This is a genomic window from Pirellulales bacterium, assembly GCA_036499395.1.
Classification (GTDB): domain Bacteria; phylum Planctomycetota; class Planctomycetia; order Pirellulales; family JACPPG01; genus JACPPG01.
Window position 1 is genome coordinate 1 of record DASYDW010000081.1, and the last position, 23,578, is coordinate 23,578.

Sequence of the window (23,578 nt, forward strand, 5' to 3'; positions counted from 1 at the left end):
ACGCACGCACTCCTGGCTCAACCGCGCACGGCGCTTGTTGATCCGCTGGGAAAAGAAAGCCGCGAATTATCTGGGCCTGCTCCATTTTCAATTCGCTATCGTCGCCTTGAGAGCCGCCAAGGTTCTCGGATAGGCTTTTAAACTCTCTGCTCGAGCGTCTCACTGAGCGGAGAGTTTTTTTCGCCCTTGAGTAATTTGCGCCCACCATCGAGCCGCCCGAACAGGTAGTAGAGTCCAGGAATAATGAGGACCCCGACGGCCGTCCCGACCAGCATGCCGCCGGCCGCGGTGGTGCCGATGGTGCGGTTCCCGATCGCACCGGCGCCGGTCGCCACGACCAGCGGAATGAGGCCGGCGATGAAGGCGAAGGACGTCATCTGAATCGGTCGGAAACGGAGTTTGGCGCCTTCGACCGCCGCGTCTGCGAGCGAGACACCTTCCTGCCGCCGCTGGATCGCAAATTCTACGATCAAGATCGCATTCTTGCCCAGTAGACCGACGAGCATGATCAGCCCGATCTGGGCATAGACGTCGTCAGCCAGTCCCAGGGCCTTCAGGAAGAAGAACGATCCAAAGAGCCCGACCGGCAGCGACAAAACAACTGCCAGTGGCAGGATAAAGCTCTCGTATTGAGCGACCAGGACAAGATAAACGAAGGTCACCACGATGAGGAAAATATAGACTGTTTCGTTGCCTTTCCTTGCTTCGTCGTAGGCCAGGCCCGTCCAGCCCACATCGAAACCGCGAGGCAATGTCTGGGCCGCGACCTCTTTGATCGCTTGAATGGCCTGACCGGTGCTGTAGCCAGCGGACGGCGCGCACTGAATCGCGGCAGAAGTGTACAGGTTGTACCGCGTGATTTCGTTCAAGCCCTGCTTGTTCTTGATCGTCATGAACGCGGAATAGGGAACCATATCTCCTTTGTCGTTCTTGACGAAGAGGTTGTCGAGATCCGACGGGTAGCGCCGGAACTCGGCTTTGGCTTGCACGAAGACTTTATAGAAGTAATTGAAACGAATGAATCCCTGCTCCCAGGTGCTACCGATCAGAATATTGAGGCTGTCCATCGCGTCCTTGATGGTCACTCCCTTCTGCATGGCCACGTCGTTGTCGATGATCAAGTCGTACTGAGGGTAGTTAGCGTTGTAGAAGGTGAACAGGTTGCTCACCTCCTTGCGCTTTCTCAGGGTGGCCATGAACTTGTCCGTCACTTCTCCGAGCCGCTGATAATCGGCCGAAAACGTCGTGTCGAGCACGAGCAGCGAAACACCGCCGGCATTGCCGAAGCCAGGGACCGCGGGGGGCTCGAAGAATTCGAGCTTCACGTTGCTCATCGAGCGGGCCTTTTCTTCAAGATCCACAATGAGTTGGCGTGCGGTTCGTTTGCGATCCGACCAGTCCTTCAGATTGATGATACAGGTGCCGGAGTTCGATCCGCGCCCTTCGGTCAGAACCTCGTAGCCGGCGAGCGAGGTAACCGAGGAAACCTCATCGATTTGCTTGGCGAGTTTTTCGAGCTCATGAGATTTGGCGTTGGTGTACTCAAGCGTCGAGCCTGGTGGTGTTTGCAGGACCGCGTAGATAATGCCTTGGTCCTCGCCCGGGATAAAACCGGTCGCAAGCTCCGCGTTGACAATCAGGATCCCAATGCCAAAGGCCCCGACGACAGCCGCTGTCAGCGTTCGACGCGTGACGATTTGCCGTACGATCGCAACATAACCGCCTGTGACCCTCTCAACGAGGTGATCAAATGGTTTCCGCATGAACAGCAACAGAATGAGTCCGAACCCAAGCGGTCCCCACAACTCATAGGCCAGGTACGTAACGCCGCACAGGAGGATTGCTCCGCCGAGCAACACGACCAACTTACCTACGAGTCCGCGTGGTCGTTTGACGTTGCTCGTCCCTGCTTCCGGGCTTGGGTTAGTGTCGCTGTGATTATGCGGTTTGAGAATCATCGCACAGAGCACGGGTGTTAACGTGAGTGCGACCAAGCCGGACAGGACGATGGACGTGGCCATCGTGATGCCAAACTCACGATAGAAGGTTCCGGTTGCCCCAGGAATGAACGTCACCGGAACGAACACAGACGTCATCACCAAGGTAATGGCGATGATGGCGCCCGAAATCTCGTGCATAACCTCGCCTGTTGCCGAGTAGGGCGACAGGTGTTTCTGGGCCATTTTGGCATGCACGGCCTCGACGACCACGATCGCATCGTCTACCACGACGCCGATCGCGAGAACCATGGCGAAAAGCGTGATCAGGTTGATTGACAGTCCCATCAGCCGCAAGACGAAGAAGGTGCCGACCAGCGAAACCGGAACCGCAATCGTCGGGATGAGCGTGGATCGTATATCGCCGAGGAACATGAAAACCACGAGCGACACCAGAATGAACGCCTCGAGCAGGGTATGCAGCACCTTTTCGATCGAGGCGTCCAGAAATTTCGAGACGTCGTAGGCGAATTCGTAATCCATCCCCGGCGGGAACGACTGCCTCTTGATGCTTTCGAGTTCGGCCTTGATGTCCTTGATCACTTCGGCGGCATTGGACCCGGGAGCCTGCTTGAGAGCGATAGACGCCGCGGGATGCCCGTTGATGTCGGAGTAAATGTCGAAGAACTGGGAGCCTAATTCCACCTCGCAAACATCCTTGAGTCGCAGGATTTCGCCGTCGGGGTTGGCTTTCAAAATGATGTTTTCATACTGCGCCGACTTGTTGTAGCGCCCGATGTACGTCAATACGTACTCTTTCGATTGCGACGTCTTGCCCGTGGCCTCGCCGAGTCGTCCGGGCGAGCCGATGACGCTCTGTTCTGACAGGGCCTTCATGACATCGTCGGTCGATACGTTGTAGGCTCGCATGCGGTCGGGATCGAGCCAAATTCGCATGGCAAAGATGCGATTGCCGAGATTTCTGGGGATGCCCATCCCTCGGATCCGCTTGAGGCGGGGCATGACGTAGAGGTTGGCAAAGTTGAAGAGGTCTGTCTGGTCGGAGTTGGGGTCTGTGCTGTAAATATTCAAGTACATCAGCATGCTCGGCACGACCTGGCTGACGAGGATTCCCTCGCGCACCACCAGCGGCGGGAGCTGGAACAGCACGATGTTGACCCGGTTCTGTACGTTCACGACGTTGATGTTCGGATCCGTGCCTGGCTCGAAGTAGATGATGATCGTCGCCTCGCCGGCACTGGTCGCCGAGGAGGTGATAAATCGCATGTTCTGAACGCCGTTGATGGATTGCTCCAACGGAATCAGAACCGAGTCGACCAGCACATTGGCGCTGGCGCCGGGATACGAAATAGAAACCATTACCGTCGGCGGCGCGATGTTAGGGAACTGCGCAACCGGCAGGGTTTCGATTCCTAGCACCCCCAGGAACAGGAGTACGATGGAAATGACGATCGCGAAGGCCGGCCGCGTGAGGACTTTCGTGAACATGGTTCCGCGTCAATCTCGTTTACGTTCGATGTCGAGCATCTCGCTCAGCTGCGGCTATTCCGCATGAAACTTTTGGTGCTTCAGCGCGTCTTCCGGAGCGCGGAAGCTGTATTCCACCTTGGCGCCGTCTTCAACCTCTCGCACACCTTCCAGGACGATCTTATCGGTTACCTTGAGTCCGCTCTCGACGACAAAAATGTCATCCAGTTCGTATTTGAACGTGATCAGGGTCCGATGAACGACGGAGTCCTCGGCTACGACCCATACGTATTGCTTGTCAAGGATGTCAAACGTGGCCCGCTGCGGAATGACCATGACATTCTTCAAGGGCCGGAGGATTTTGATCGTTCCGGTCTGACCGTGGCGCAGCAAACCATCCGGGTTCGGGAAATCCGCACGGAACTTGATATTCCCGTTTTCGTTGTTGAAGTCGGCCTCGATCGCGCCGATTTTTCCGGTTTGCGGGAAGACGTCCCCGTTGGCGAGCACGAGCTCGATCTTGTCGTCGGTCTCGCGCTCTTTACGGGTGGCCATGTAATGCAGGTAGTACTTCTCCGGTACGTTGAAGTACACCCACATCGTGCTGTTGTCAGCCAAGGTGGTGAGAACGTCACCCTCCTTGACCAGGCTCCCTTCGCGTTGGAGCAGCCGGTCGACGATGCCGTCGAACGGTGCGACGACGTCGGCAAAGTTCAATTCCGCCTTGGCGAAGTTCGCCTTGGCCACGGCCTCGTCCATTTCGGCCTTCTTCAGCGACACCTCATTCTGAGAGACGACTTTCTGTTCGGCCAACTGCTGCGTGTACTGGTACTTCTGTTGGGCGACGCTGGCCTTGGCGTTCTCCGCTTCTAGCTTTGCCTTGTAAAGAATGGGCAGAATCTTGAACATGACGTCGCCCTTCTTCACCGACTGGCCTTCGTTGATCAAGATCTCGTCGATATATCCACCCTCGAGGGTGCGAACTTCGATGTGACGCTGCGAGCGAATCTGGCAGACAAACGACTCCGTAATAATGACGTCCTCGATCTTGGGAGTCGTAACGACGATTTTTTGCTCATTCTGCAAGTCCGCTTTGTCCTGGGGGACATGCGAGCTGAACTTGGCGCGGACAAACTCTTTCAAATGCGTATACGAGGCGTTGGCCCCCATCTTCGACAGGGCCAGCAAGGCTCCAATGGCAAGCACGGCGACCAATATGAGGAGGACGGCAGGTCGACGCACGACCACGCTAAGGGGTTTCATCGCGGTTGCTGCTCCGAAAATAGGGCTCATGGCCGATACTGCTCGTGGTTTGTTCCCGGCCACAGCACTCGGGCGCCCGTCCCGAACATCTTGCCTTGATGACTCTTTGCGCTTCCGGGTATTCGCCTGCCACGTCGAATCCCCTATTTGAGAAGCTTTCAAAGAATGCGCTGAGAAAGGCTGCCGTAGGCAACGACGGGAACGAATTCAGCATCCTAATGGTCTCGCCGGTGTGTTTCGGCGGTCTATCTGCATCTTTCCGAAAAAAACGTTTAAAAGGCCTGGCCGCCCCTCGCTCGCCCATTTGGCCTCCCGTACCGAGAATTAACGTCGGTATCCGCCCGCCGGGCTCAGCCCCCGAATTCTTCGGGCGGAACTTCCGGTACCAATCGGTAGCGCGTCGAACTCCTTCTAGACGCTGAATCGGGCGGTGTGGCTTGAACGAAGGCGAAAGTTGCCTGTTGCCAGCTATCGCGCGGGAACCGTATTGGCGATCTGGAAAATCCTAAATGATCGCTGTGCCACTTTGCTTCACGCGCAAATCACAGATTCATGCAGTTTGAGCTAGCAACCTCTGTGCCCTACACGAAGAATCTTCACCAACGGCGGCGGGAAACCCGTGGGCGTGAAGGCCGAATCATTGCTGCAAGGCGGGCGACAGCCGATCGATCACATCGTAGCGTTTCTGGCGACCCGGTCCAAGTTATTGGCCGAGTACCGCCGTTAGCGCAAATCAATCGGTGGTGTGCCAGTCTCGCGCATGGCGTTCAGAAAGCGCGAAGCTCCTCGTCCTTGAGTTTCGATGTTCGGCTCGTCGTCCGTGCGAAACGCGACGTCAATCGTCGTTACTTGAACCGGCGGCTACGACTGCTAGGTCATCGTCATCAGGCTCGAGCAAGTCGGAATCTTGCGCGTGCGCGGCGAACACCGCAGCACGAACGGTCGAGCTTCTATCGGGCAGGCTTACGCTGGCTGTCGCGCCACTGCTGCTCGGATTGGTCGCGGCACGGGACTGTGCGGCCACCGACGCCTGGGCGACGGAACCAACGGACCACTCGGATGTTTCGCTGAGGGGAGCCACAAGAGAATCCGACAGGCCGCCGGCAAACGCCGAATCGGTTGCCGTCGTAACTGAGGAACTAGTTGCTGATGAACTATCGGACGCGTTGGTCGACGACGCAGCCGCGCCGGTCGACTCGGCGGACGGCAAGACGGCTTGATGGGAAGTGACTTGCGGCGACGCCGCCTGCGAAACGATTGCGTGCGGACCGTAGCTGTTGAAATTGCTGATCAGAGCAATGACGTCCCCCATGTTGAACACGCCGTCGCCGTTAACGTCGACGTACAGCGACTTCCCGCCGGGAGCGGTGAGCAAGCTATGCGCACTTGGCAAGCCTACAGGCCCAAGCTGATTGAATGTACCAATCAAAGCGATGACGTCGCCGAGGTTCAAAAAGCCATCAGAATTGACGTCGTACGCGCTGTCGGAGATCGGTGATGGCGAAGCCGTGGCAGTGGAAACGTTCAGACTAACGGCGCTACTCTGACCTGTGACGCGCACCAGGTACTGAGAATTGGCCGAAAGTGGCGTGCTTAGCTGCACCTGCCCGGCCGTGTTCACCGTGCCGTAGGAGACCAGATGCAGACTGGCGTCATACAAACTTAGTTCCAGCGGTGAAGTCGCGCTGGCCCCATTGGCACTGACCTTGACGGTTCCACTCTGCGCGGCCGTGAAGCTATACCACTGCTGCCCCTGAACACTTTGAGCTGCCGTAGTGATTGTATTCGTCAGACTTCCCAGGTTCGTGGCCGCAGGCGAGGAGGTCTGAATCGGCGGGTCGAAATTGCCGACGAGCGGGAGAGCCGTCTGCGCGCCGAACTGCGCAAAAATATCCGACCCAAGTGGCGTCGGACTGAAGGGATGGTCAAGGCCCGTAGGATTCGAGGCCGTCGGATTGGTCGAGATCAACCAGTACCATTCGCCATTCTGCACGCTCGAACCGCTCGTTCGCGGTTGGTACAACCCCAGGTCGGTGCGACCATCCTGATTCATATCGGCAGCGACGGGCACTCCACCAACGCCAGCGAAGCCAAAGTTGATCGTGGCGTCGACTGTTCCGCTCCAGGCAGGTTTACCACCCGCGAGATGGCCGAAATTGATTTGGAACCGACCGTTGAGATAGGTCGCCAGATCGGGGATCTGATCGCCGTTGAAGTCGCCCACGACCGGCGCCCCGCGTAGCTGGCTTTGCACCACCGTGGCACTGCTGTCGATCACGTGATGGTTGGACGTGTCGAGGTACCACGTCGTGCCGTTAAACAAGCCGATTTGATCCCCATCGGCCGGTACTCCATCGAAATTGGCCGCCACGGGCACACCGTTGATTTGAAAACCCGCGGGCTGGGTCGTGGCAAAATCCCCCTTGCTCGTGTCGATCACGCCGTCGGAATTCGTATCAATCAACCAACGGAATGCGCCGAGAATCGGATCGTATCCGTACGCGGCCAGTTGATCGAAACCGACTTTCGATTGACCGGCGATGGGGCCTTTGACCCCGATCGAACTCTGCGGCAAGAAATCGCCGGCAAACACCGCGTCGTGTATGCCCATGGGTGAAATCTTTCCCTGCAACGCTGGTGCCACGCCCAACGTGAAAGTCAGATCGCGATTCGTGGCGTCGACATTGGTCGGATCCCAAGTGTTGTTTCCATTGGCGTCCACGTACACGCTGCCGGCCGCATAGGTGCCAATCTCAGGACGGCTGTCGACGGTGAAGCGCGCCACAAAACTGCCCCCTGGCTGACCATCGCCCGAGGGGAAAATCGGCGAGCCGTTGGGTTCGATGGCATTGCTTTCGCCATCCAGCTTGTTGCCGGCTGGATCGACAAGTCCCGAATCCTTGATCGTGAGCGTGAAGCGGTCGTCAGGCAGCGGTTGTGCGAAAACCAACTTCACGGTTGCCGTCGCCGGCTGGCCGTTTACGATCGGATCGTTCGTGACGATGATCTGGCTGATCGAGATAACGCCGTTGGCATCCCCGACCAGTTGATATTGGCCAAGTGTCGACGCAATGTCGGCGAGAATGGCGGGATCGTTGGGGAAATCAGTCGGATCGCGTAAAGGATTATCGAGGACGTGGATCGTCAATGCATCGACAAGCGGTGTGGGACCGTTCGGAGCATTGTCTGGCTTCAGCCCGAAGATGTTGAATGAGGATGCCACGCCGCCGGTCGTGATGATCTGAATCGGCGGGGTCGCGGGCGCACTGGGGGGCGGAGCAATCTGCGGGCCTTGCGTATCGAGGAAGATATTGATCTGCAGATTGTTGGCCTCGGGGCTGTTGCCGTTGTTGATGTTGCCGGCTAGATCCTCAGCAGTGATGAACAGGTGACGCAGGCCATCGTACTTGCTGAAGAACTTCGGATCGTTGAGATTTACCGTCGACGTAATCGTCCACTGCCCGTTGGGGTCGGCGTTGGTTCCGTCGGTCGGCACAGCAGTCGTTTGGCCGATCAGCACGGGACTTCCCGTGCTGTCCAGCACAAAGAGCTTGATGATCGCGTTGGCCTCGGCGGTGCCATAGAACGTCGGCGCTGTCACGTTCGTGATGCGGTCGGCCGTGGTGAAGGAATCGGTCGTTCCCAGTGCGCCCGAGTCACTTGTCGGAGCCAGCCCGGTGCTTGTTCCCGTCGGCGAAACGATGCCGAAGCGCGCCGGGGGAACCACGGTGTCGACCGTGATATTGAGCGTGGCGCTATTCGCCCCGAAGCCGGTTTCGGTAGGCGTCGAAGCGGCCGAGAGCCGCGGATCGACCATCTGCACAGCGGCGACCAGGCCGTGCAACCCGTCGGTAAGCGTCACCGCGGGGGACAAGGTCGAGAGATCGATCTGATACAGCCCGGGCAGAACTTGTCCGGGGTTTGCAGGATCGGGCGAGGGGACGGCATAGCCAATCAGGTTCGGCGGCGCGCCCGGTGTCCGCGTGTCGAACAAGGCCACGCGATAGCCGGCCTTGGTGCCATCGGAATAAGGAATCGGAATCGTGCCAATTGGCGGCGAGGCGGGAGTCGTCGCGCCATTGACCAGGTTGCCCGGCACATCGTTGATAAAGATTCCGTCGTCCAGCCGGATATAGATGAGCGGTTGATTGTCGTTCGTCACGTTGTCGAATTGCGACCGCCCGGTATCGTCCTGCGGCGCATTGGTCGGTAGATCTCCGGTTCCGTTATTGCGCGACAGCTCCAGGTTGTACGGCGTCGGCGCTGGCGTGTTGATGATCGTGGCGTTGTAAGCGTTGACGACTACCGAGCTCGCGCCTTCGGAGGTGATACCGAACACATGCAGGTAGTAGGTCTGCCCGGCAACCACTGGTATCCGCACGCGAGCGTCGCCCGTTGCGGGCAAGCCCGATCCGAAGCTCAGCGGCGAGCCGATCGCCGAGATAGCCGCGTTCCCTAGAATGTTGCCTTGTCCGTCGACGACCTGGGCATTCAACTGTCCTCCGCCCGGCAATAACGCGGTCGAGAAATTCTTGAAATAGACCTGGAAGTCGAGCGTGCCGGTCTGTTGGGCCACGACTCGATAATAATCCTGATCCGCGGGCGCCGGCGGATTTGTATTCGAGTTGGGGAAGATCGACGCATTCTGAATCTGCAACGTCGATCCGGAACCCAGGAAGGCGGCGTTAGCGATCGACTCGTTCGGCTCGTAGAGATCCGGTCCCATGTCCAGCAACTGTGGCTGGCCATCGGCTCCAGTGGCGACGTTGGGCGAGACGATTTCCACGTTCTTGTACGCGATATCCGGCTCGGCCACGGCTGCCTGATAAGCACGGACAACACCTGTGTCTGCGACGCGACCCTTGTTAACCACCACGAAGTTGTTGGCCGCGTTCGCGTTGACGACCAATGCGTCACTGGCATTGGGGTCTCCCCCATCAATGGTCACGGGCAATCCGCCCGCAGAGGCGAGCGCCGGATTGACCGTAAACGTATCGTCCCCGGCCAACCCCGATACGGTCAGCGACGTGACCGTGCTGGCAAGCGTGACGGCTTTCAGAATCGAGCTGCCGTTGGTGAGAATGGTAACGTTGCGCGTCGGACTTTCCGTGACGACGATCGAATCGCTGTCGCTGGTGCCGTTGACCAGCGCCTGCTTCGTTTTGCCGAGGGTAAAGGTTCCCCCCACGGCCGAGAAATTGATGGTGGGAGTCGCGGCCGCGCTGCTCGTGACTGACCCCGAGGAGCTATTCGAGCCGCCTTCGTTAATCGGCGTGTAGGTCAGATTATCGTTGCCGGTTCCGAGCACGGTGAGGTTGTCGCCCGCAGCACCGTGTCCGGCTTCGTTGATCGCGGCGATGCCGGTGTATTTCACCGTCGGGATGTTGGTGCCTGCCGTCGTATCGGTGATTTGGCTCAGGCCGAAATCGATTTGCGTATTTTCGCTGGCAAGCGCCGTGTAATTGATCACGCTGGTCGTACCAGGGCCATTCCCTTGCACGGTGACGGTCGTTGCCGCGGCGACGTTGGTCAGCGGGGTAGTGAAGTCAAAGGAGTAGGTGTCATTACCCCCTAAGCCGCGGAACTTGATCGACGCCGTAACACCGACGAACAACGTGGCTTGCGGGATCGAGCTAGCCGTGGAAAGTTGCACGGCCGGACCGCTGATTCCGCCCACGGTTTGCTGGGAATAGAGGAAGGTATCGTCTCCCGATGTCCCATCAACGAGCACGGTGTCGATGCCTGTCGCCGGCGCAGAGGGCAAGATGCCGAAGCCCTGAAATCCAACATAGGTAATCGGCACGAAGGTGAACAGCGGATGCCCCGCCTGGCCAGCGGCGAGAAATCCGGTTATCGAACCGGAATAAGGAGACGTGCCGGGCGCAATTTCGAAGGTGGCGTTGGCGCCGCTATCCGTTTCTTCGAAACCATCGCCGTCCTCGGTTTGTCCGACGAGATTTAAATTCTCAGTTTTCGAAAACGTCACAGGCACGAAACTAGCCGTGGCGCTGGCGTCGGCATGCGTGCCTTCGGCGATCGAGCCGGCGCCGGTGCCGGTCGGGGTTACGATCAAATCGTCGAGCGCTCCGGCCACGCCATTCACGGTCAGCGTGTCGCTGGCGGTGGGATCGCCGGCATTTACGGTGATGCTCGTCAAACCCGTGGGCTTGAAGGGAGCCGCCGGCAGGCTTTGCGGCTGATAGTTCAGGTTGATCACGTCGTCGCCGGCCAGGGCATTAATCGTCAGGTTCGTTTTGTTCGAGAACTCGATCGATTCCTGGTTGTCGATTGTCACCTCGCCGTCATTGGCCGGATCGACGGTGCCGTTGGTGTAATTGATTGCGTTGTTCGAGGCCGTGCCGTTGACCGTCAATGTCGCCGACGGAACCGTGTCGATCACGGGAGCCAGGTTTTGGAAGAACACCGACTGAGTGCCGCTAGGACCTGTGATCAGGCTGGTCCCTTGCCCGTTGTTCGGCCCGACGCTGTAGTTGTCACCGGTTTGGGTGTCGCCCGCGGTTTGCACGAGTTGCAGCTGATTGAAGGCAGCGCCGCCGTCGTAGTTTATTGCCAGAGAGATCAGGCCATTCGACGAATCCAAAATCAGCGTGTCGTTGCCACCGAGTCCGTTCACATTGATTTGCGAAAAGTTTGCGATCGTAAATTGCGAGTTCGACCCATTCAACGTGACGTCTAATTTCGAGGTGTCAGACGAATCGCGTTTGAGCACGAAGGTGTCGTTCTCTCCGGAGAAATCCTGGTCGCCATTGAGCTGCAGGGCGGGCGAGATGCTCAGCATCACCCGGGACTCGAGAGCTTCGAGTCCGCGCAATCCATGCCGAGCCGTGGGATGGCGGCGAACGGCGCGTTCCCGCAACCGGCCCGCGGATCGAGTTGCTTGGTGACTGAGTCGTAAAAAAACCATCAGTGAACTCCCCCGAACGAGTCTTCGGGAGGATGTACAGAATCTCCCGAATGTAAAAACAGGCAGTTTAGGTAGGACCGTATCGCGCGGCCCGGTCTAAGTCAACCGGCAGCGACTGGCGATCCACATGGGTGGTGCGGCGAATTGCCGAACATAAGCCGCGGGAAGGTGTCGGCGGCTGATTCAACGACGAGCCGTTGCGTTAACGCCCTGAGTTGCGAACGCAGCGGGCTGCAAGTGCCGCGATGGCCCTTAAGAGCGAACCCCGCCTGGGGGATACGCATCGTTGGTTTTTCGGGCGAGCTGTGAGAAACAAGCTCTCAGAAGTCGCGGCGAGGCACTGAGTTCCCCGCCGCGCGGCCTTTATACGAATCACGCCGTCACCGAGGCTGATCGGGACCGCGTCGCACCGGGTCTCTAGAACCGTGCTTCGGCATGCACGACTAACCCGGTAAAGGTCACGGTGTCGCCGAGACTGATGAACCGATTGTTCTGCACGGCGGAGATGTACTGCGGCGTTGTGATCGCGTTGAACCAGAACGCAGTATAGTAGCCGGCGCCAACTCGCAGGTGCCCGCCGCAACTGGTCCAGGAAGCCCCTAGTTCGAAGTCCAGGACCGGCAAGACCCGAAAGCTTTGCAGATTGCTGCTCGCTAACAGGGCGGTGGTCAGCGTGTCGGTCTGTGAGTACCCGGAAACCGTGTCACCGAAGAGCGTCGAAATCGAGCCTTGACCGTAGCCCGAGAACCCGGTCGCGCCGAGTCGGCGGCGTCCGTCTAATCCCAGTCGCGGTCCCACACCATCGAAGTTGATGCTCGATGTCGTGAATTGTGGGTTGTTGGGCTGAGCGAATTCGGCGTCTTGTTGGAAATTCTGGTGTAGATGCCCGTACCGCAACCCCGCGCTCCAATTCATATAGGCATTGGGAGTGCCGAAGATGAGTCGGTTGTACATCAAGTCAGCCACTCGAAAGTTGACCGAGGAGACGGCATCGATGCGCGAGAACGTCGTGCCTGAATTGACCGTGCCCGGCGTCAGCACTGACGAGACGGCGCTACCGAAATTCGTGCCTGGCGGCAGGCCGACCGTGTCGGACACATTACTGAAGAACTGCATGTAGCTGACCGAGATCGAGGAGCAATTGTTGAATGCAATTCCGCCACCCACTCGGAACGCTGGCTGCCAAGGTTGAATGAGGTTTTGCGCGTTGCCGAACGGTACCGTGCCCTGGCCGGCAGGCGCAGCGTTCTGCTGCGTTGCATGCACCATGTCAGGGCCGAACGCCTTCATGTACAGATAGTCACCGAAGACGAAGCAGCGCTGACGAAAGAAGTCTGTACACGGCAGGCAGCATTTCATCGCTGGCGGACAGCAACCGCCGCTGCACGACGGACCACCGGCGAATCCTTCCTCGGCCATAGGAGCGGCGATCATTTCCGATTCATCGATCGGTCCGACAATCGGCTCTTCGACCATTTCGTGAACCGAGCGGAGAACCGGCTCGTGACGCGGCTTAGTAAGCGGTTTTGGATCCGCTTTTCGGGCCGGCTTCGCGACCGCTTTGGCCGCTTTCTTAGTCGGTCTGGGGATGAGTTGGTCAACCGGCCTGTCGGCCGGCGACTCGACTACTTCGATACCGTCTTTTTCGTCCGCCTCGTCGACGGTTTGAGCGGTCGACTCTTCGGTCGTTTTACGGTCCGAATCCTCGGACGGCGCTGCGACACGCGCATTGGCACGTGCACGAGCGACAGCTGCCACGGCAGCTGCTGAATTGGAGTAATAGTCCTCAGCCGCAGCTAGCGGAGTGAGCAAGCCCAATAGAGACAGGGCGATCGTTGCCTTGGTAAACATCCATCCCCCCCCCCCGGAGATTTTGGCATATCGGCACAATCAGAATAATCGTTATGCGCGATACAGCCACTATCGTCCGCAAACTCTGCCACTCTTTAACTCCTTTGGTGGGCCAGTCAGCGGGGGGCAACCTCGGCCTCGCTCATCGCGGACGCCGGTTCCGGCTGGTTCGTGGAACATTCTTTCAACGATGGAACTTGTTTTCCCGTTTGGGGTGACGGTACTCCGCGAATTTAGTGACCTTTCTAATAGGTCCGAATGGTGGGGGTCGATGGCCGGGGGCCCGGTGCGACGGGCCGCTCTTCCCCCGGTGCGGTCCGAAACGACTGAGGCTTTCCAGGTTTTCCTATGCGAACGGACCGCGCGATGTTGCTGGCCCAAGCGAAATGCAACAAGGACGAGGCGTTGGGCGAGCTTCTCGAACAGTACCGCAATTATCTGAAGTTATTGGCCGGAATGGAGTTGGGGCGTCGCATGCGACGCAAGGTGGATCCATCGGACTTAGTCCAAGAGACGTTTCTCGACGCCCATCGGAACTTTCCCAATTTCGTGGGGACGACCGAGCCTCAATTCACCAATTGGCTGCGGCAAATTCTCGCTACGAATGCCTCGAATCTGTTGCGGCAGTACCTGGGGACGCAAGCGCGCGACATCCGTCTGGAGGAAGATCTCACGACTTCCTTTCAGAATTCGGGGGCGCGTTTCAGAGATATCTCGGCTCCCTCGGCCGAGAGCCCAAGTCAGGATGCCATGGGCCACGAACAGGAGATCGAGCTTGCCAACGCCATCAGCCAATTGCCGGATGACTATCGAGAGGTGATCGTCCTGCGGCATTGGGAAGCGAAGTCGTTTCCCGAGATTGCCACGCAGATGGGGCGCTCGCTCGACAGCGTTGAAAAGCTGTGGATGCGCGGTGTGATGCGATTGCGTGCCAGCATGGGAGAGAGGCAATGATCCCGATAAATGACGTACGAAAAGGTAATGCGCCCACGTTCGATGAAGATGATGATACCAATAACGATCGCGTCCTGCCGATCGCGCAGGAGTTTCTGCGGCGACTCGAAAATGGCGAGCAACCGCAGATCGAAGACTATGTGACCAAGTATCCCGATCTTGCCAGACCCCTGCGAACCTGCCTGGAGGGTGTTCGCTTACTCTCGCGTGCCGCCGTCAGCGATCGATCTGGATCCCGTGCGGCGGTGGAAACGCCGCTCGAGCTGTTGCGGCATTCGCTCGGAGACTTTCGCATCGTTCGTGAACTAGGGCGGGGCGGCATGGCCATCGTTTACGAGGCCGATCAATTGTCGCTCGGCCGCTGGGTTGCACTGAAGGTGCTTCCGTTCACGGCAACCTTGCAGCCCAAACAGTTGCAACGGTTTCTGAACGAGGCGCAAGCGGCGGCGCGACTGCATCACCCAAACATTGTCCCGGTGTTCGCGGTGGGGAGCGATCGCGGCGTGCATTACTATGCGATGCAGTTGATCGATGGAATTTCGCTGGCAGAGCTATTGTCGCGCCTGCGTAAAAAGGCGGGAACGCCACGCGACGACTCGGTCACCGGGGCGGATCCCAGCAATCAATCCGGCGATGATTCGCAAAATCCCGCTAGCTTGCGCAATGCAGAAACCGTCGCTCGGATGACGACCGAGCTTTCGACATTACAGTCGCGCGGCGCTAATCAGTTTTTCGCCACCTGCGCCCAGTGGATGCGGTACGCGGCAGAGGGATTGGCATATGCCCATGACGTCGGCATTGTGCATCGCGATATCAAGCCTGCAAATCTGCTGGTCGATGCGCGCGGCAACGTCTGGGTGACGGACTTCGGCCTGGCTCAATTCCATGCGCAAGACAAGCTGACCGCCGCGGGTGATCTCGTGGGCACCCTGCGGTACATGAGTCCGGAACAATCGCTGGGCGATGCCAACCTGATGGACCACCGGATGGACGTCTATGCGTTGGGCGCGACCTTGTATGAACTACTCACCTTGCAGCCGATCTTCGCAAGCAAGAACAAAGAGGCGCTCCTGCGCCAGGTCGCCTACGGCGAGGCGCGCGCTCCGCGACTGATCAATCCAGCGATACCGGTGGATCTGGAAACGATCGTGTTGAAGGCCATCGCCAAGGCGCCGCAGGATCGTTATGCCTCGGCACAGGCCCTGGCGGACGACCTGCAGCGATTTCTTGAAGACAAGCCGATTTTGGCCCGGCGCCCGACAGTTTCGGAGCGCGTTCGAAAAATGGCTCGACGCCACCCCGGGGTGGTCGTCAGCGGGTTCGCCATGTTGTGCCTGCTCTCGGTTGGTCTGTTCGTTCACAATCGCATCATCGCTCGCGAGCAAACGCGGACCTCGGACGCTCTGGTGCGCGAGGTGGCCCGCACGACAGAGTCGGCTCAACGCTTTGCACAAGCGCGAAAGGCGATCGACACGCTGATACGAGTCAGCGATGTAGAGCTGGCCGATCATCCCATGTTGAATGCGACGCGGCAGCGTATCTTGCTCACGGCGGTCGGTTACTACCGCGATTTTATCGCCCAGGAACAAGCGGACTCGGCGAATCGGGCTGAGTTAACCGCAGCACAAGAGAACGTCGAACGCATGTTGCGCGAACTGGCAACCTTGCAGGACGAGCAATGCATCACGTTGCTCGTTCACGATGAAGTCTTGGACGACTTGAATCTCGCAGCCGACGATCGTCAGCGTGTGGTCGCTTTCGCCCGGCACTCTATTCAGGAACAATCTGCCATGTGGGACGAATTCCGAAGACTGGACGCGGCTGCGAGAAAGAGCCGTGCTTTGGCGACGGCCGAGAAACACGAACAGGCGATCGAAGAGTTATTGACTCCGGCCCAGCGTCAGCGGCTACGGCAAATTGCGCTGCAATCGATGGGCATTTTCGCCTTTCACGAAGCTGATGTAGTCACGGCGCTCGAACTGTCCGATGTCCAGCGTGCGGCAATTCGCGACATCGAATTCCGCGGGATCGAACGGCTGCATCGTGCGCAACGTGCGGCCGACTTCCCCCCCGATTTCGACAACAAGGCTCGCCTGGCCTTTAACCGGCAGACGGTTCAGCAAGTCCTCGAAATTCTCTCTCCGCAGCAACAAGGCAAGTGGAAGGAGCTGACGGGCAAGCCGTTCGCGGGCGAGATCACCTTGGGGCCACCGGGACCCCTGGGCGCGCCTGTGCCACCGCCACACGAAATACACGAAGAGAGTTGGGATCCGCACCAACGCTCGACGAACGAGTGATGCGATTTGATTTAGTGCGATGTACCCATGATTTCGCCCGTTTCCCCTCGCTGTCGAGAGCCACTATGCCTGCCGAGGTCTCACCATATTCCGGAACCGCGCCGCTGCGCTTGGATATCGCGCATTCAACGATTTCTCCAGCGCTTCGGAGCGCGTCGGCGGGCGGGCGTTGCGCTTTTGAAATCAAAATGGCGCTCGACCCGCACACGGCCCATGATCTGGAGAATTACTTTGCCTCGATTATGCAGTACGACCCGTATGCCGCCCAAGCAGCGGACCGGGCTTATCGGGTGACGACCCTGTACACAGATACTGATCAATTCGATGTGCTTCATCGTACCGCCTCGCGCAAGCGCAGAAAATTTCGGCTCAGGCGCTATGGTCGTGAGGCGTGCGTGTATCTCGAACGCAAGTCAAGGCATCAAAGCCGCGTTCGAAAGAAGCGCACCGTGGTGGGGGCCGAACAAACGATTGAGTTGGCTCAGGAAGCAACGATCCCAACCTGGGCCGGACGCTGGTTTCATCAGTCGATTCGCCGGCAGGGATTAAGGCCCGTCTGTGTGATCGGCTACCGCCGCAGCGCCTTGATCGGGGCATCCGAGTTTGGGCCAATTCGCGTGACGTTCGATCGCGACCTGACGGCCATGCGGACCGACAGTTGGTCAATCTGCGGTCACGAGACAGTTTCTGGATCGCCGTTTTCTACACGCACGATCTGTGAATTCAAATTCCCTGGCGCGCTTCCTTGTTTGTTCAAGGACGTGCTCGATCGATTCCGGTTCGTGCCGGGGCGATTTTCCAAGTATCGCAGCGCGGCCCAGGTTCTTGGCCTTGCGACAAGTACGGTGGGAGGCGAACAACATGCCTGAATGGTTGGCGACGACAACCGGCGCGGGGATTCCCGATGACGTAACCGGACTTGCGATGCGACTGGCAATGTCGTTTGCATTCGGAGGGGCTGTGGCCCTGATCTATCTGGCGTCGCACGGTCGCGAGCGATCGCATCCGGCTCCGCTAGCCACGACGTTGGTTCTGCTGTCGATGTTGATCGCAATGGTATCGATCGTCATCGGAAATAGTGTGGCCAGGGCATTTAGCCTGGTTGGCGCGCTGTCGATCGTGCGCTTCCGGACAGTCGTCGACGATACTCGCGATACGGCCTTTGTGATTTTCGCTGTGATCGTGGGGATGGCTGCCGGCGCGGGGCTGTTCCTTGTGGCGCTTGTCGGTGTTCCCATTACGGGGTTAGTCGCGATCGCCATGAGCCATTGGACAGCCGTTAGTGCAGCCGCCAGGCCTAGCAGGCATCATCTATCCGTTCGACTCGCACTTGGCCGCGATCGATTGGCCGTCGAACGCGTCATGTCGGAATACTTGCAATCGTTTGTCCTCACAGAGAGTTCGACAGCGCGCCAAGGTGAAGCCATCGACTGCTGTTACGAGACAAAGCTCCAGGCTGAATCGGACATGGCGCTGCTCGTGATTGCCTTGAATCGCGTCGAAGGTGTGATGAACGTGGAAATGCGCCGGATATGATCTCGCGATCCACGCCATTGGACATCGTAGCGAGGATTGGGATTGCCTGTGACGAGTAACGAGGGGTTGGTCATTTGAGGAGAGTGCTATGCGAATGAACATGCGGAAACAATGCGCGTTCGGCGCGCTGATAACGACCCTTCTGCTCGGAAGTATGGGAGGGAATGCTTGTGCCCAACCTGGGCCGGGCTTTGGTCCTCCTCCCGGTGGCGGATTTGGCCCTGGAGGTCCGCCGCCTGGTATGGGACCTCCCAATCAACTGGGCGTCCTTCTCGCGTCCGCTGAGGTGCAACAGGAACTTCAGCTTACCTCCGCTCAAAAAAAGCAGGTCGAGAAAGTACTTGCTGACCAAACAAAGGAAATGCAAGCCGGCTTTCAACGGTTCAATCCAGCGGAAATGCGCGATCTGGATCCTGCCGACCGCGAAAAACGCTTCGAGCAAATGCAAGAACGAATGACAAAGGCAGCGGAGGCCACGCGGAGCAAGATCGATAAATTGCTGCAGCCAGCACAGGCCAAACGCTTGGATCAATTGCTGCGCCAGCGCGAAAGCTTCGCAGCACTGCTACGGCCCGAGGCCGCGAAGGAACTGGGACTTTCGCAGGAGCAGCAGCAGAAACTTCAAGACCTGCAGGACGATCGTCCCCCGTTCTTGCTCTCGGACGAGGATCGGAAGCAACAGGAGTCCTCCGCGATGGCGGTGCTCTCCGAACAGCAGCGACCCGAATGGACCAGGCTCATGGGGGCCGAATTCAAGTTTCCGGAGTCGGTATTGCGTCCTTCGTTCCCTGGCGGGCCAGGGGGGCCGGGCGGGCCGATGCAACGAGAACGGCAATTGATCAAGCAGTTCGACAAGAATGGTGACGGTAAGCTGAACCGCAAGGAGCGCGACGCCGCCCGTGAATGGATGAAGAAACATCCGACCGGCCGCAGCCCAGGCCCCGGCCTTGGGCCGCCCCCCGGCGGGCCGGCGGGGAATGACGGGGGCGCGAGACCAGGAGCGCGCCCGGCGCCAGAGCCCGGTAAACACGTCTCACCCGGCGATGTTGCCAACGTCGATGCACCGTTGTACTCGCTGACGTCTCCGCTGCGAACCTTATTCCTTGACTTTGCCGATGCGGATTGGGAAGCCGAGATGGCTGACTTCTACAAGACGGATGTAGAAGTGCCCGCGACGCTCACGGTCGACGGTCGTGTCTACGAAAACATCGGTGTCCATTTTCGCGGACTGTCGTCATTCTTTGCAGTGCCGGAGGGCCGCAAGCGTTCCCTAAACGTCTCGCTCGATTTTGGCGATTCCAAGCAGCGGCTCTATGGCTACAAAACTCTGAATCTGCTGAACTGCCACGAAGATCCTTCCTGCATGCACACGGTGCTGTACTTCTACATCGCGCAACACTACATGCCGGCGCCCAAGGCGAACTACGTGAATGTCGTGATCAACGGCGAAAACTGGGGGCTGTACGCGAATGTGGAGCAGTTCGATAAGACGTTCGTCGAGGAGAATTTTGCAGGCAAACCGGGAACTCGCTGGAAGGTACCTGGTTCACCCGGCGGACGTGGAGGACTTGCGTATCTCGGCGAAGACGTTGCCGCTTATAAAGGTATCTATCAAATCAAGTCTGACGACAAGGACGATGCTTGGCAGGCATTGATCCGCCTCTGCAAGACCCTCTGCGAGACGCCGCTGGAATATCTGGAAGCAGAGCTTGCGCCGCAGCTCGATATCGACGAGGCCCTGTGGTTTCTAGCACTGGAAAATGTTCTCATCAATTCAGACGGTTATTGGATTCGCGCCAGCGACTATTCTCTGTACTTGGACAAGGGAGGACTGTTTCATGTCCTGCCGCACGACGCGAATGAGACGTTTCAGCCCGGAATGGGTCCTGGCTTCGGCCGACGCAATGCAAATGCCCGTCGCGCGGACCCCTTGGAATTGGATCCGCTGGTAGGACTGAAAGACCGGTCAAAACCATTGCGCAGCAGGCTGCTGGCCGTCCCTAGTCTGCAACAGAGATACCTGCAACACGTGCGCGCCATTGCCGAAGATTTTCTCGATTGGGACGAGCTGCGGCCGGTTGTGGAATCGCTTGCAGCTTCCATCCGTCCCTCGATCGCCGAAGGGACGCGCCAGCTCTACTCGTTGCAAGAATTCGACTTCGCGGTGTCCTCGGAGAATATTCCGCCCCCGAGCGATGGCCGCCACTCGACGGTTTCTTTGCGCAACTTCATCCAAAAGCGCCACGACTATCTGATGAATCTGCCCGCCGTCGTTGCGCTGGACACCGCGAATGTGCGATAAAGAGCCGATCGAGGTCGTGTCTGGGTTCAGTCGCGAGCTCAACCACGATGCTGTCTGGATTTGAACCAGAGTGTGATGTGGCCTTGGTCGTTTATGGTCCATTTCTGGAGGTAGGCCCAGGCATCCAGCTTGGGAGGTGCATCCGGGAATCACGCAATTGGTCGGGTTCCGTATGCGCGCTTTCTTTGTTGGCTTGGCTCGTTAAACGATGTGCTGCGCTATCCTTCAGCGCCGACTCCGCTGCGCGATAAAGCGATGCAGTCCCTGCTTGCGGGTAAAGGCCGCCGCCCAGGATCAGTACCGAAAGCGTTATCGCGGCGCACCGCTCGGGTGTGGTGATCGCCAGCGATAGCGTTGAAAGGTGTCGACCGCCGCTGAAGAGGAGGAAATAAGCTCGCATGATTGCGATGCCATTTATCGCCGCGGTCAGCACAATCGCGGTTGCGGTCGCGGGGCTGGCTCCCATCGCGCCCTCGACGAGCAACTCCATTCCTACAAACCCCAACGTACCGGGAAACCCTACACAGCCTAAGCCCGTCACCAGGAAGCACACGGCCAGGGCCGGTGAATGGTCGTAGAGTCCTGAAAACCGGCTGAGCGACAGCCGCCCGAAGCGGGCTTCGAGCGCCCTGATCGTCAATCCCAATCCGCTCAGCGAGAGAGCTGCCGAAAGCCATAGGAACAACGACCCTGTTAAGCTCAGCGAGGTATGCAGTTCCATTCCCACCAGCACCAGCGATGCATTGCTGAGGAAGAGGAACACGAAAAAGCGCCGCGCCTGCTGTTGCACGGCAGCCATGCCAGCGCCGTAAGATGCCGTGACCAACGAGAAGACGGAAATCGCTGTCAGAATCCAACTTGGCGCTACCGGTAGTACCAGCCGGATGGCGATGTACATTCCCGTGAGCGGCGCCGTGAAGAGAAGAGCGGTACCGAACGAGGCATGCTCGAACAGTTCCGTGACCCACACGTGAACCGGTACGGTGCCGCTGCGGATCAAAACCGCGACGAATATGAGTAGCGAAGCCAGTGTTGCCGATTTGACGGGCAGCGCTGGGTCAAGGCACGCCCATCCGCCGACGAGGCAAACTGCGAAAAGTCCCATGTGTATGGCATACACGCGGGTCGATTTGCCGCGGCGGACGAGTTCCAGCCAGGTCAACCCCACGCCCACTAACAGAAGGCCGATCAGCACCCACGGGCTCTTGCACGCGAAGGTTGCCAGTCGCACCGCTTCGAGGCGAAGCATCCAGGCAAACGAATCGAAGGCGAATTTCGTGCGGACTGTGGTAAGAACAGTCAGCAAGTGCAAGAGGGCCACGAGTGGCAGGAGCGGGGCACTCAATGCGTCCAGTTCCAGAATGCGTGCATTGAACAGCCGAGGCAGGATGTCCCACTCGCTCGCGCCTGTCGGTGATCGGCCCGTAGCTTGACCGACGAAGACGAATAGCGTGCAGCCCAGTGTGATCGCAGCGAACGCTAGACACCAGCGCAACGCGATGACCGGATTCCGAATGCCGGCTACCCACAACGAGCCCAGTAAGGGAATGCCGATAGACAGTTCCAGCCACGGAACCTCGAAAACGTTCATGGCAAGGACCTCGTCCCATCAGCAGCGGGTGGGACCACGGCCGAGGGCGTAGGCACTGCCGACGGTTGTCGACCCGCTAGGAAGTCGCACCACCGCCGCTCGATCCTGTCGAAGCAACCGAACAGCTTGACGAAAGGTGCTACCAGGAACGTCGTCAAAATCGAGTCGAGATAGCCTCGCTCAAGCGCGAATACGTAGACCCAGGCGCGACAACGAACTGGAATCAGTCGTAGGAAGCCGGCATTGGGTCGCCGTAACGGGCCGCCGATCGCGCCTTCCAAGCGGCGATAATCCTGCAGCAGCATCGGCGCACGGACGAATTGCAACGTCCGAACGCACGCATGTCCAAGGAGGTGCGCGAGCGCCACATACCACAAGACGGGAATCCAGGCGCCCAGACCGATTTCGGCCACGATCAGACCGACTTGTGTCAGTGAGGCGAAGGAAAGGACGCTCTTGATATCCGTTTGGACGCTCCCGACTACATGCGCGTACGTCGCGGTCACCAACCCCAGGGTGATTACCAACAGCGCGAGCAGATGCGACGCGACGAGCAGCGGATTCATGCGCAACAGAAGAAACGCGCCGAGATGGACGGAGAGCGCCCCGTAGAAGACGGCACTCGACGGCGTTGGCCCTTCCATCGCTCGCGGGAGCCAACCGGAAAATGGCACCAACGCTGACTTCCCCGCCGCAGCTACGACGAGCAGCAAACCGATGACAAGTGCCTGGACCGGCGTCGCCGAGATCGTGCCTTGTGGCCACGGATGCGCGGGATCCGTGGCCAAGAGCCGTCCAAAATCGCCTTCTCCCAGCATGTGATGCATCAGGATCGCGGCAAGCAATAACGCGGCGTCCGACACGCGATAAATGATCCAGATGTGGAGGCCGCTACGAACCGGAGCCGGCCGTTCCTGGAGGAAAGCGACAAGCAGCGCACTTGATAACCCGACTAATTCCCAGCCGACAAACAGGGTCTCGATGGTACCTGCCAGGCAGGTCAGCACCATGCCGACGATGAAAATTGCGAACAACGTGAAGAAGCGGTTATAGCCCCGCTCTCGATGCATGTAACGCGTGGCAAATGACACGATGATGCCGCACAGCAGGAACGTCAGGATCACGAGGGGGACCGAGAGCCGGTCGAACACAAACTTCACGAAGAAGTGGTAGTGTGGCAGGCGAATCCACGCGGCAGACAGCACTGTGACGTGGCGAGTTCCCCCGATGAGCATCACCATGAGTACGCCGATCGACGCAAGCAATCCGACCAGCATAGTCAGGCGAGCCAGGCGGTTAATGTTGCGTTCGCTAAGCGGCCAATCGATGAGAGAGCCGCCTCCGAGCGTGGCGAGCAGCAGGACCGGCGAGAGCAACACGCTCAGCCCTAACACGGTGGCAATTTCCATTATCGGCCTTCCATGCGTTTTCGAG

Annotated in this window: 12 protein-coding genes; 6 read left to right on the forward strand and 6 right to left on the reverse strand. The window is 58.7% G+C overall.

All coding sequences use genetic code 11. From position 1 onward, the window contains the following. A partial coding sequence (locus VGN12_15585) for an IS5/IS1182 family transposase (GenBank protein HEY4310872.1) occupies positions 1-133 on the forward strand: 133 nt, incomplete at its 5' end. 4 nt (positions 134-137) lie between these two features. Here VGN12_15585 and VGN12_15590 read toward each other — a convergent pair. The 4 genes from VGN12_15590 to VGN12_15605 form a co-directional block, all read right to left on the reverse strand. Further along, on the reverse strand, positions 138-3,446 hold the full coding sequence (locus VGN12_15590) for an efflux RND transporter permease subunit (protein HEY4310873.1): 3,309 nt from the start codon (positions 3,444-3,446) through the stop codon (positions 138-140). A gap of 54 nt (positions 3,447-3,500) precedes the next feature. Next, the gene (locus VGN12_15595) at positions 3,501-4,688 is read right to left on the reverse strand and encodes an efflux RND transporter periplasmic adaptor subunit (protein HEY4310874.1); all 1,188 of its coding nucleotides are present in this window, start codon (positions 4,686-4,688) and stop codon (positions 3,501-3,503) included. 835 nt (positions 4,689-5,523) lie between these two features. Further along, positions 5,524-11,613, reverse strand: coding sequence for an Ig-like domain-containing protein (locus tag VGN12_15600; protein HEY4310875.1), 6,090 nt, complete (start codon positions 11,611-11,613; stop codon positions 5,524-5,526). Positions 11,614-12,030: 417 nt separating this feature from the next. Continuing rightward, positions 12,031-13,464, reverse strand: coding sequence for an Lpg1974 family pore-forming outer membrane protein (locus tag VGN12_15605; protein HEY4310876.1), 1,434 nt, complete (start codon positions 13,462-13,464; stop codon positions 12,031-12,033). 348 nt (positions 13,465-13,812) lie between these two features. Between VGN12_15605 and VGN12_15610 the strand changes: the two genes are divergently transcribed. The 5 genes from VGN12_15610 to VGN12_15630 all read left to right on the forward strand — a co-directional run bounded on the left by VGN12_15610 (position 13,813) and on the right by VGN12_15630 (position 20,553). Further along, positions 13,813-14,418, forward strand: coding sequence for a sigma-70 family RNA polymerase sigma factor (locus VGN12_15610; GenBank protein ID HEY4310877.1), 606 nt, complete (start codon positions 13,813-13,815; stop codon positions 14,416-14,418). Beyond that, on the forward strand, positions 14,415-16,715 hold the full coding sequence (locus tag VGN12_15615) for a protein kinase (GenBank protein HEY4310878.1): 2,301 nt from the start codon (positions 14,415-14,417) through the stop codon (positions 16,713-16,715). Before VGN12_15610 ends, VGN12_15615 begins: the two co-directional genes overlap by 4 nt. A 188-nt stretch (positions 16,716-16,903) precedes the next feature. Then, a complete protein-coding gene (locus VGN12_15620; protein HEY4310879.1) occupies positions 16,904-17,584 on the forward strand; it encodes a VTC domain-containing protein in 681 nt (226 codons plus the stop codon). After that, complete coding sequence (locus VGN12_15625) at positions 17,577-18,251, forward strand: DUF4956 domain-containing protein (GenBank protein ID HEY4310880.1); 675 nt, start codon at positions 17,577-17,579, stop codon at positions 18,249-18,251. Before VGN12_15620 ends, VGN12_15625 begins: the two co-directional genes overlap by 8 nt. Before the next feature lie 241 nt (positions 18,252-18,492). Further along, entirely contained in the window at positions 18,493-20,553 is a 2,061-nt protein-coding gene (locus tag VGN12_15630) for a CotH kinase family protein (GenBank protein HEY4310881.1), read from the forward strand. Positions 20,554-20,644: 91 nt separating this feature from the next. Here VGN12_15630 and VGN12_15635 read toward each other — a convergent pair whose 3' ends face one another. Both VGN12_15635 and VGN12_15640 read right to left on the reverse strand, forming a co-directional pair. Further along, complete coding sequence (locus tag VGN12_15635; protein HEY4310882.1) at positions 20,645-22,144, reverse strand: proton-conducting transporter membrane subunit; 1,500 nt, start codon at positions 22,142-22,144, stop codon at positions 20,645-20,647. Next, a complete protein-coding gene (locus VGN12_15640) occupies positions 22,141-23,553 on the reverse strand; it encodes a proton-conducting transporter membrane subunit (GenBank protein HEY4310883.1) in 1,413 nt (470 codons plus the stop codon). Before VGN12_15640 ends, VGN12_15635 begins: the two co-directional genes overlap by 4 nt. Between the last annotated feature and the right edge of the window lie 25 nt (positions 23,554-23,578).

Coding starts and splice junctions, on each gene's coding strand:
- VGN12_15605 (HEY4310876.1), bottom strand. CDS start 13,464: ATGTTTACCAAGGCAACGATCGCCCTGTCTCTATTGGGCTTGCTCACT.
- VGN12_15640 (HEY4310883.1), bottom strand. CDS start 23,553: ATGGAAATTGCCACCGTGTTAGGGCTGAGCGTGTTGCTCTCGCCGGTC.
- VGN12_15595 (HEY4310874.1), bottom strand. CDS start 4,688: ATGAAACCCCTTAGCGTGGTCGTGCGTCGACCTGCCGTCCTCCTCATA.
- VGN12_15620 (HEY4310879.1), top strand. CDS start 16,904: ATGGCGCTCGACCCGCACACGGCCCATGATCTGGAGAATTACTTTGCC.
- VGN12_15630 (HEY4310881.1), top strand. CDS start 18,493: ATGGGACCTCCCAATCAACTGGGCGTCCTTCTCGCGTCCGCTGAGGTG.
- VGN12_15625 (HEY4310880.1), top strand. CDS start 17,577: ATGCCTGAATGGTTGGCGACGACAACCGGCGCGGGGATTCCCGATGAC.
- VGN12_15610 (HEY4310877.1), top strand. CDS start 13,813: ATGCGAACGGACCGCGCGATGTTGCTGGCCCAAGCGAAATGCAACAAG.
- VGN12_15635 (HEY4310882.1), bottom strand. CDS start 22,144: ATGAACGTTTTCGAGGTTCCGTGGCTGGAACTGTCTATCGGCATTCCC.
- VGN12_15590 (HEY4310873.1), bottom strand. CDS start 3,446: ATGTTCACGAAAGTCCTCACGCGGCCGGCCTTCGCGATCGTCATTTCC.
- VGN12_15615 (HEY4310878.1), top strand. CDS start 14,415: ATGATCCCGATAAATGACGTACGAAAAGGTAATGCGCCCACGTTCGAT.
- VGN12_15600 (HEY4310875.1), bottom strand. CDS start 11,613: ATGGTTTTTTTACGACTCAGTCACCAAGCAACTCGATCCGCGGGCCGG.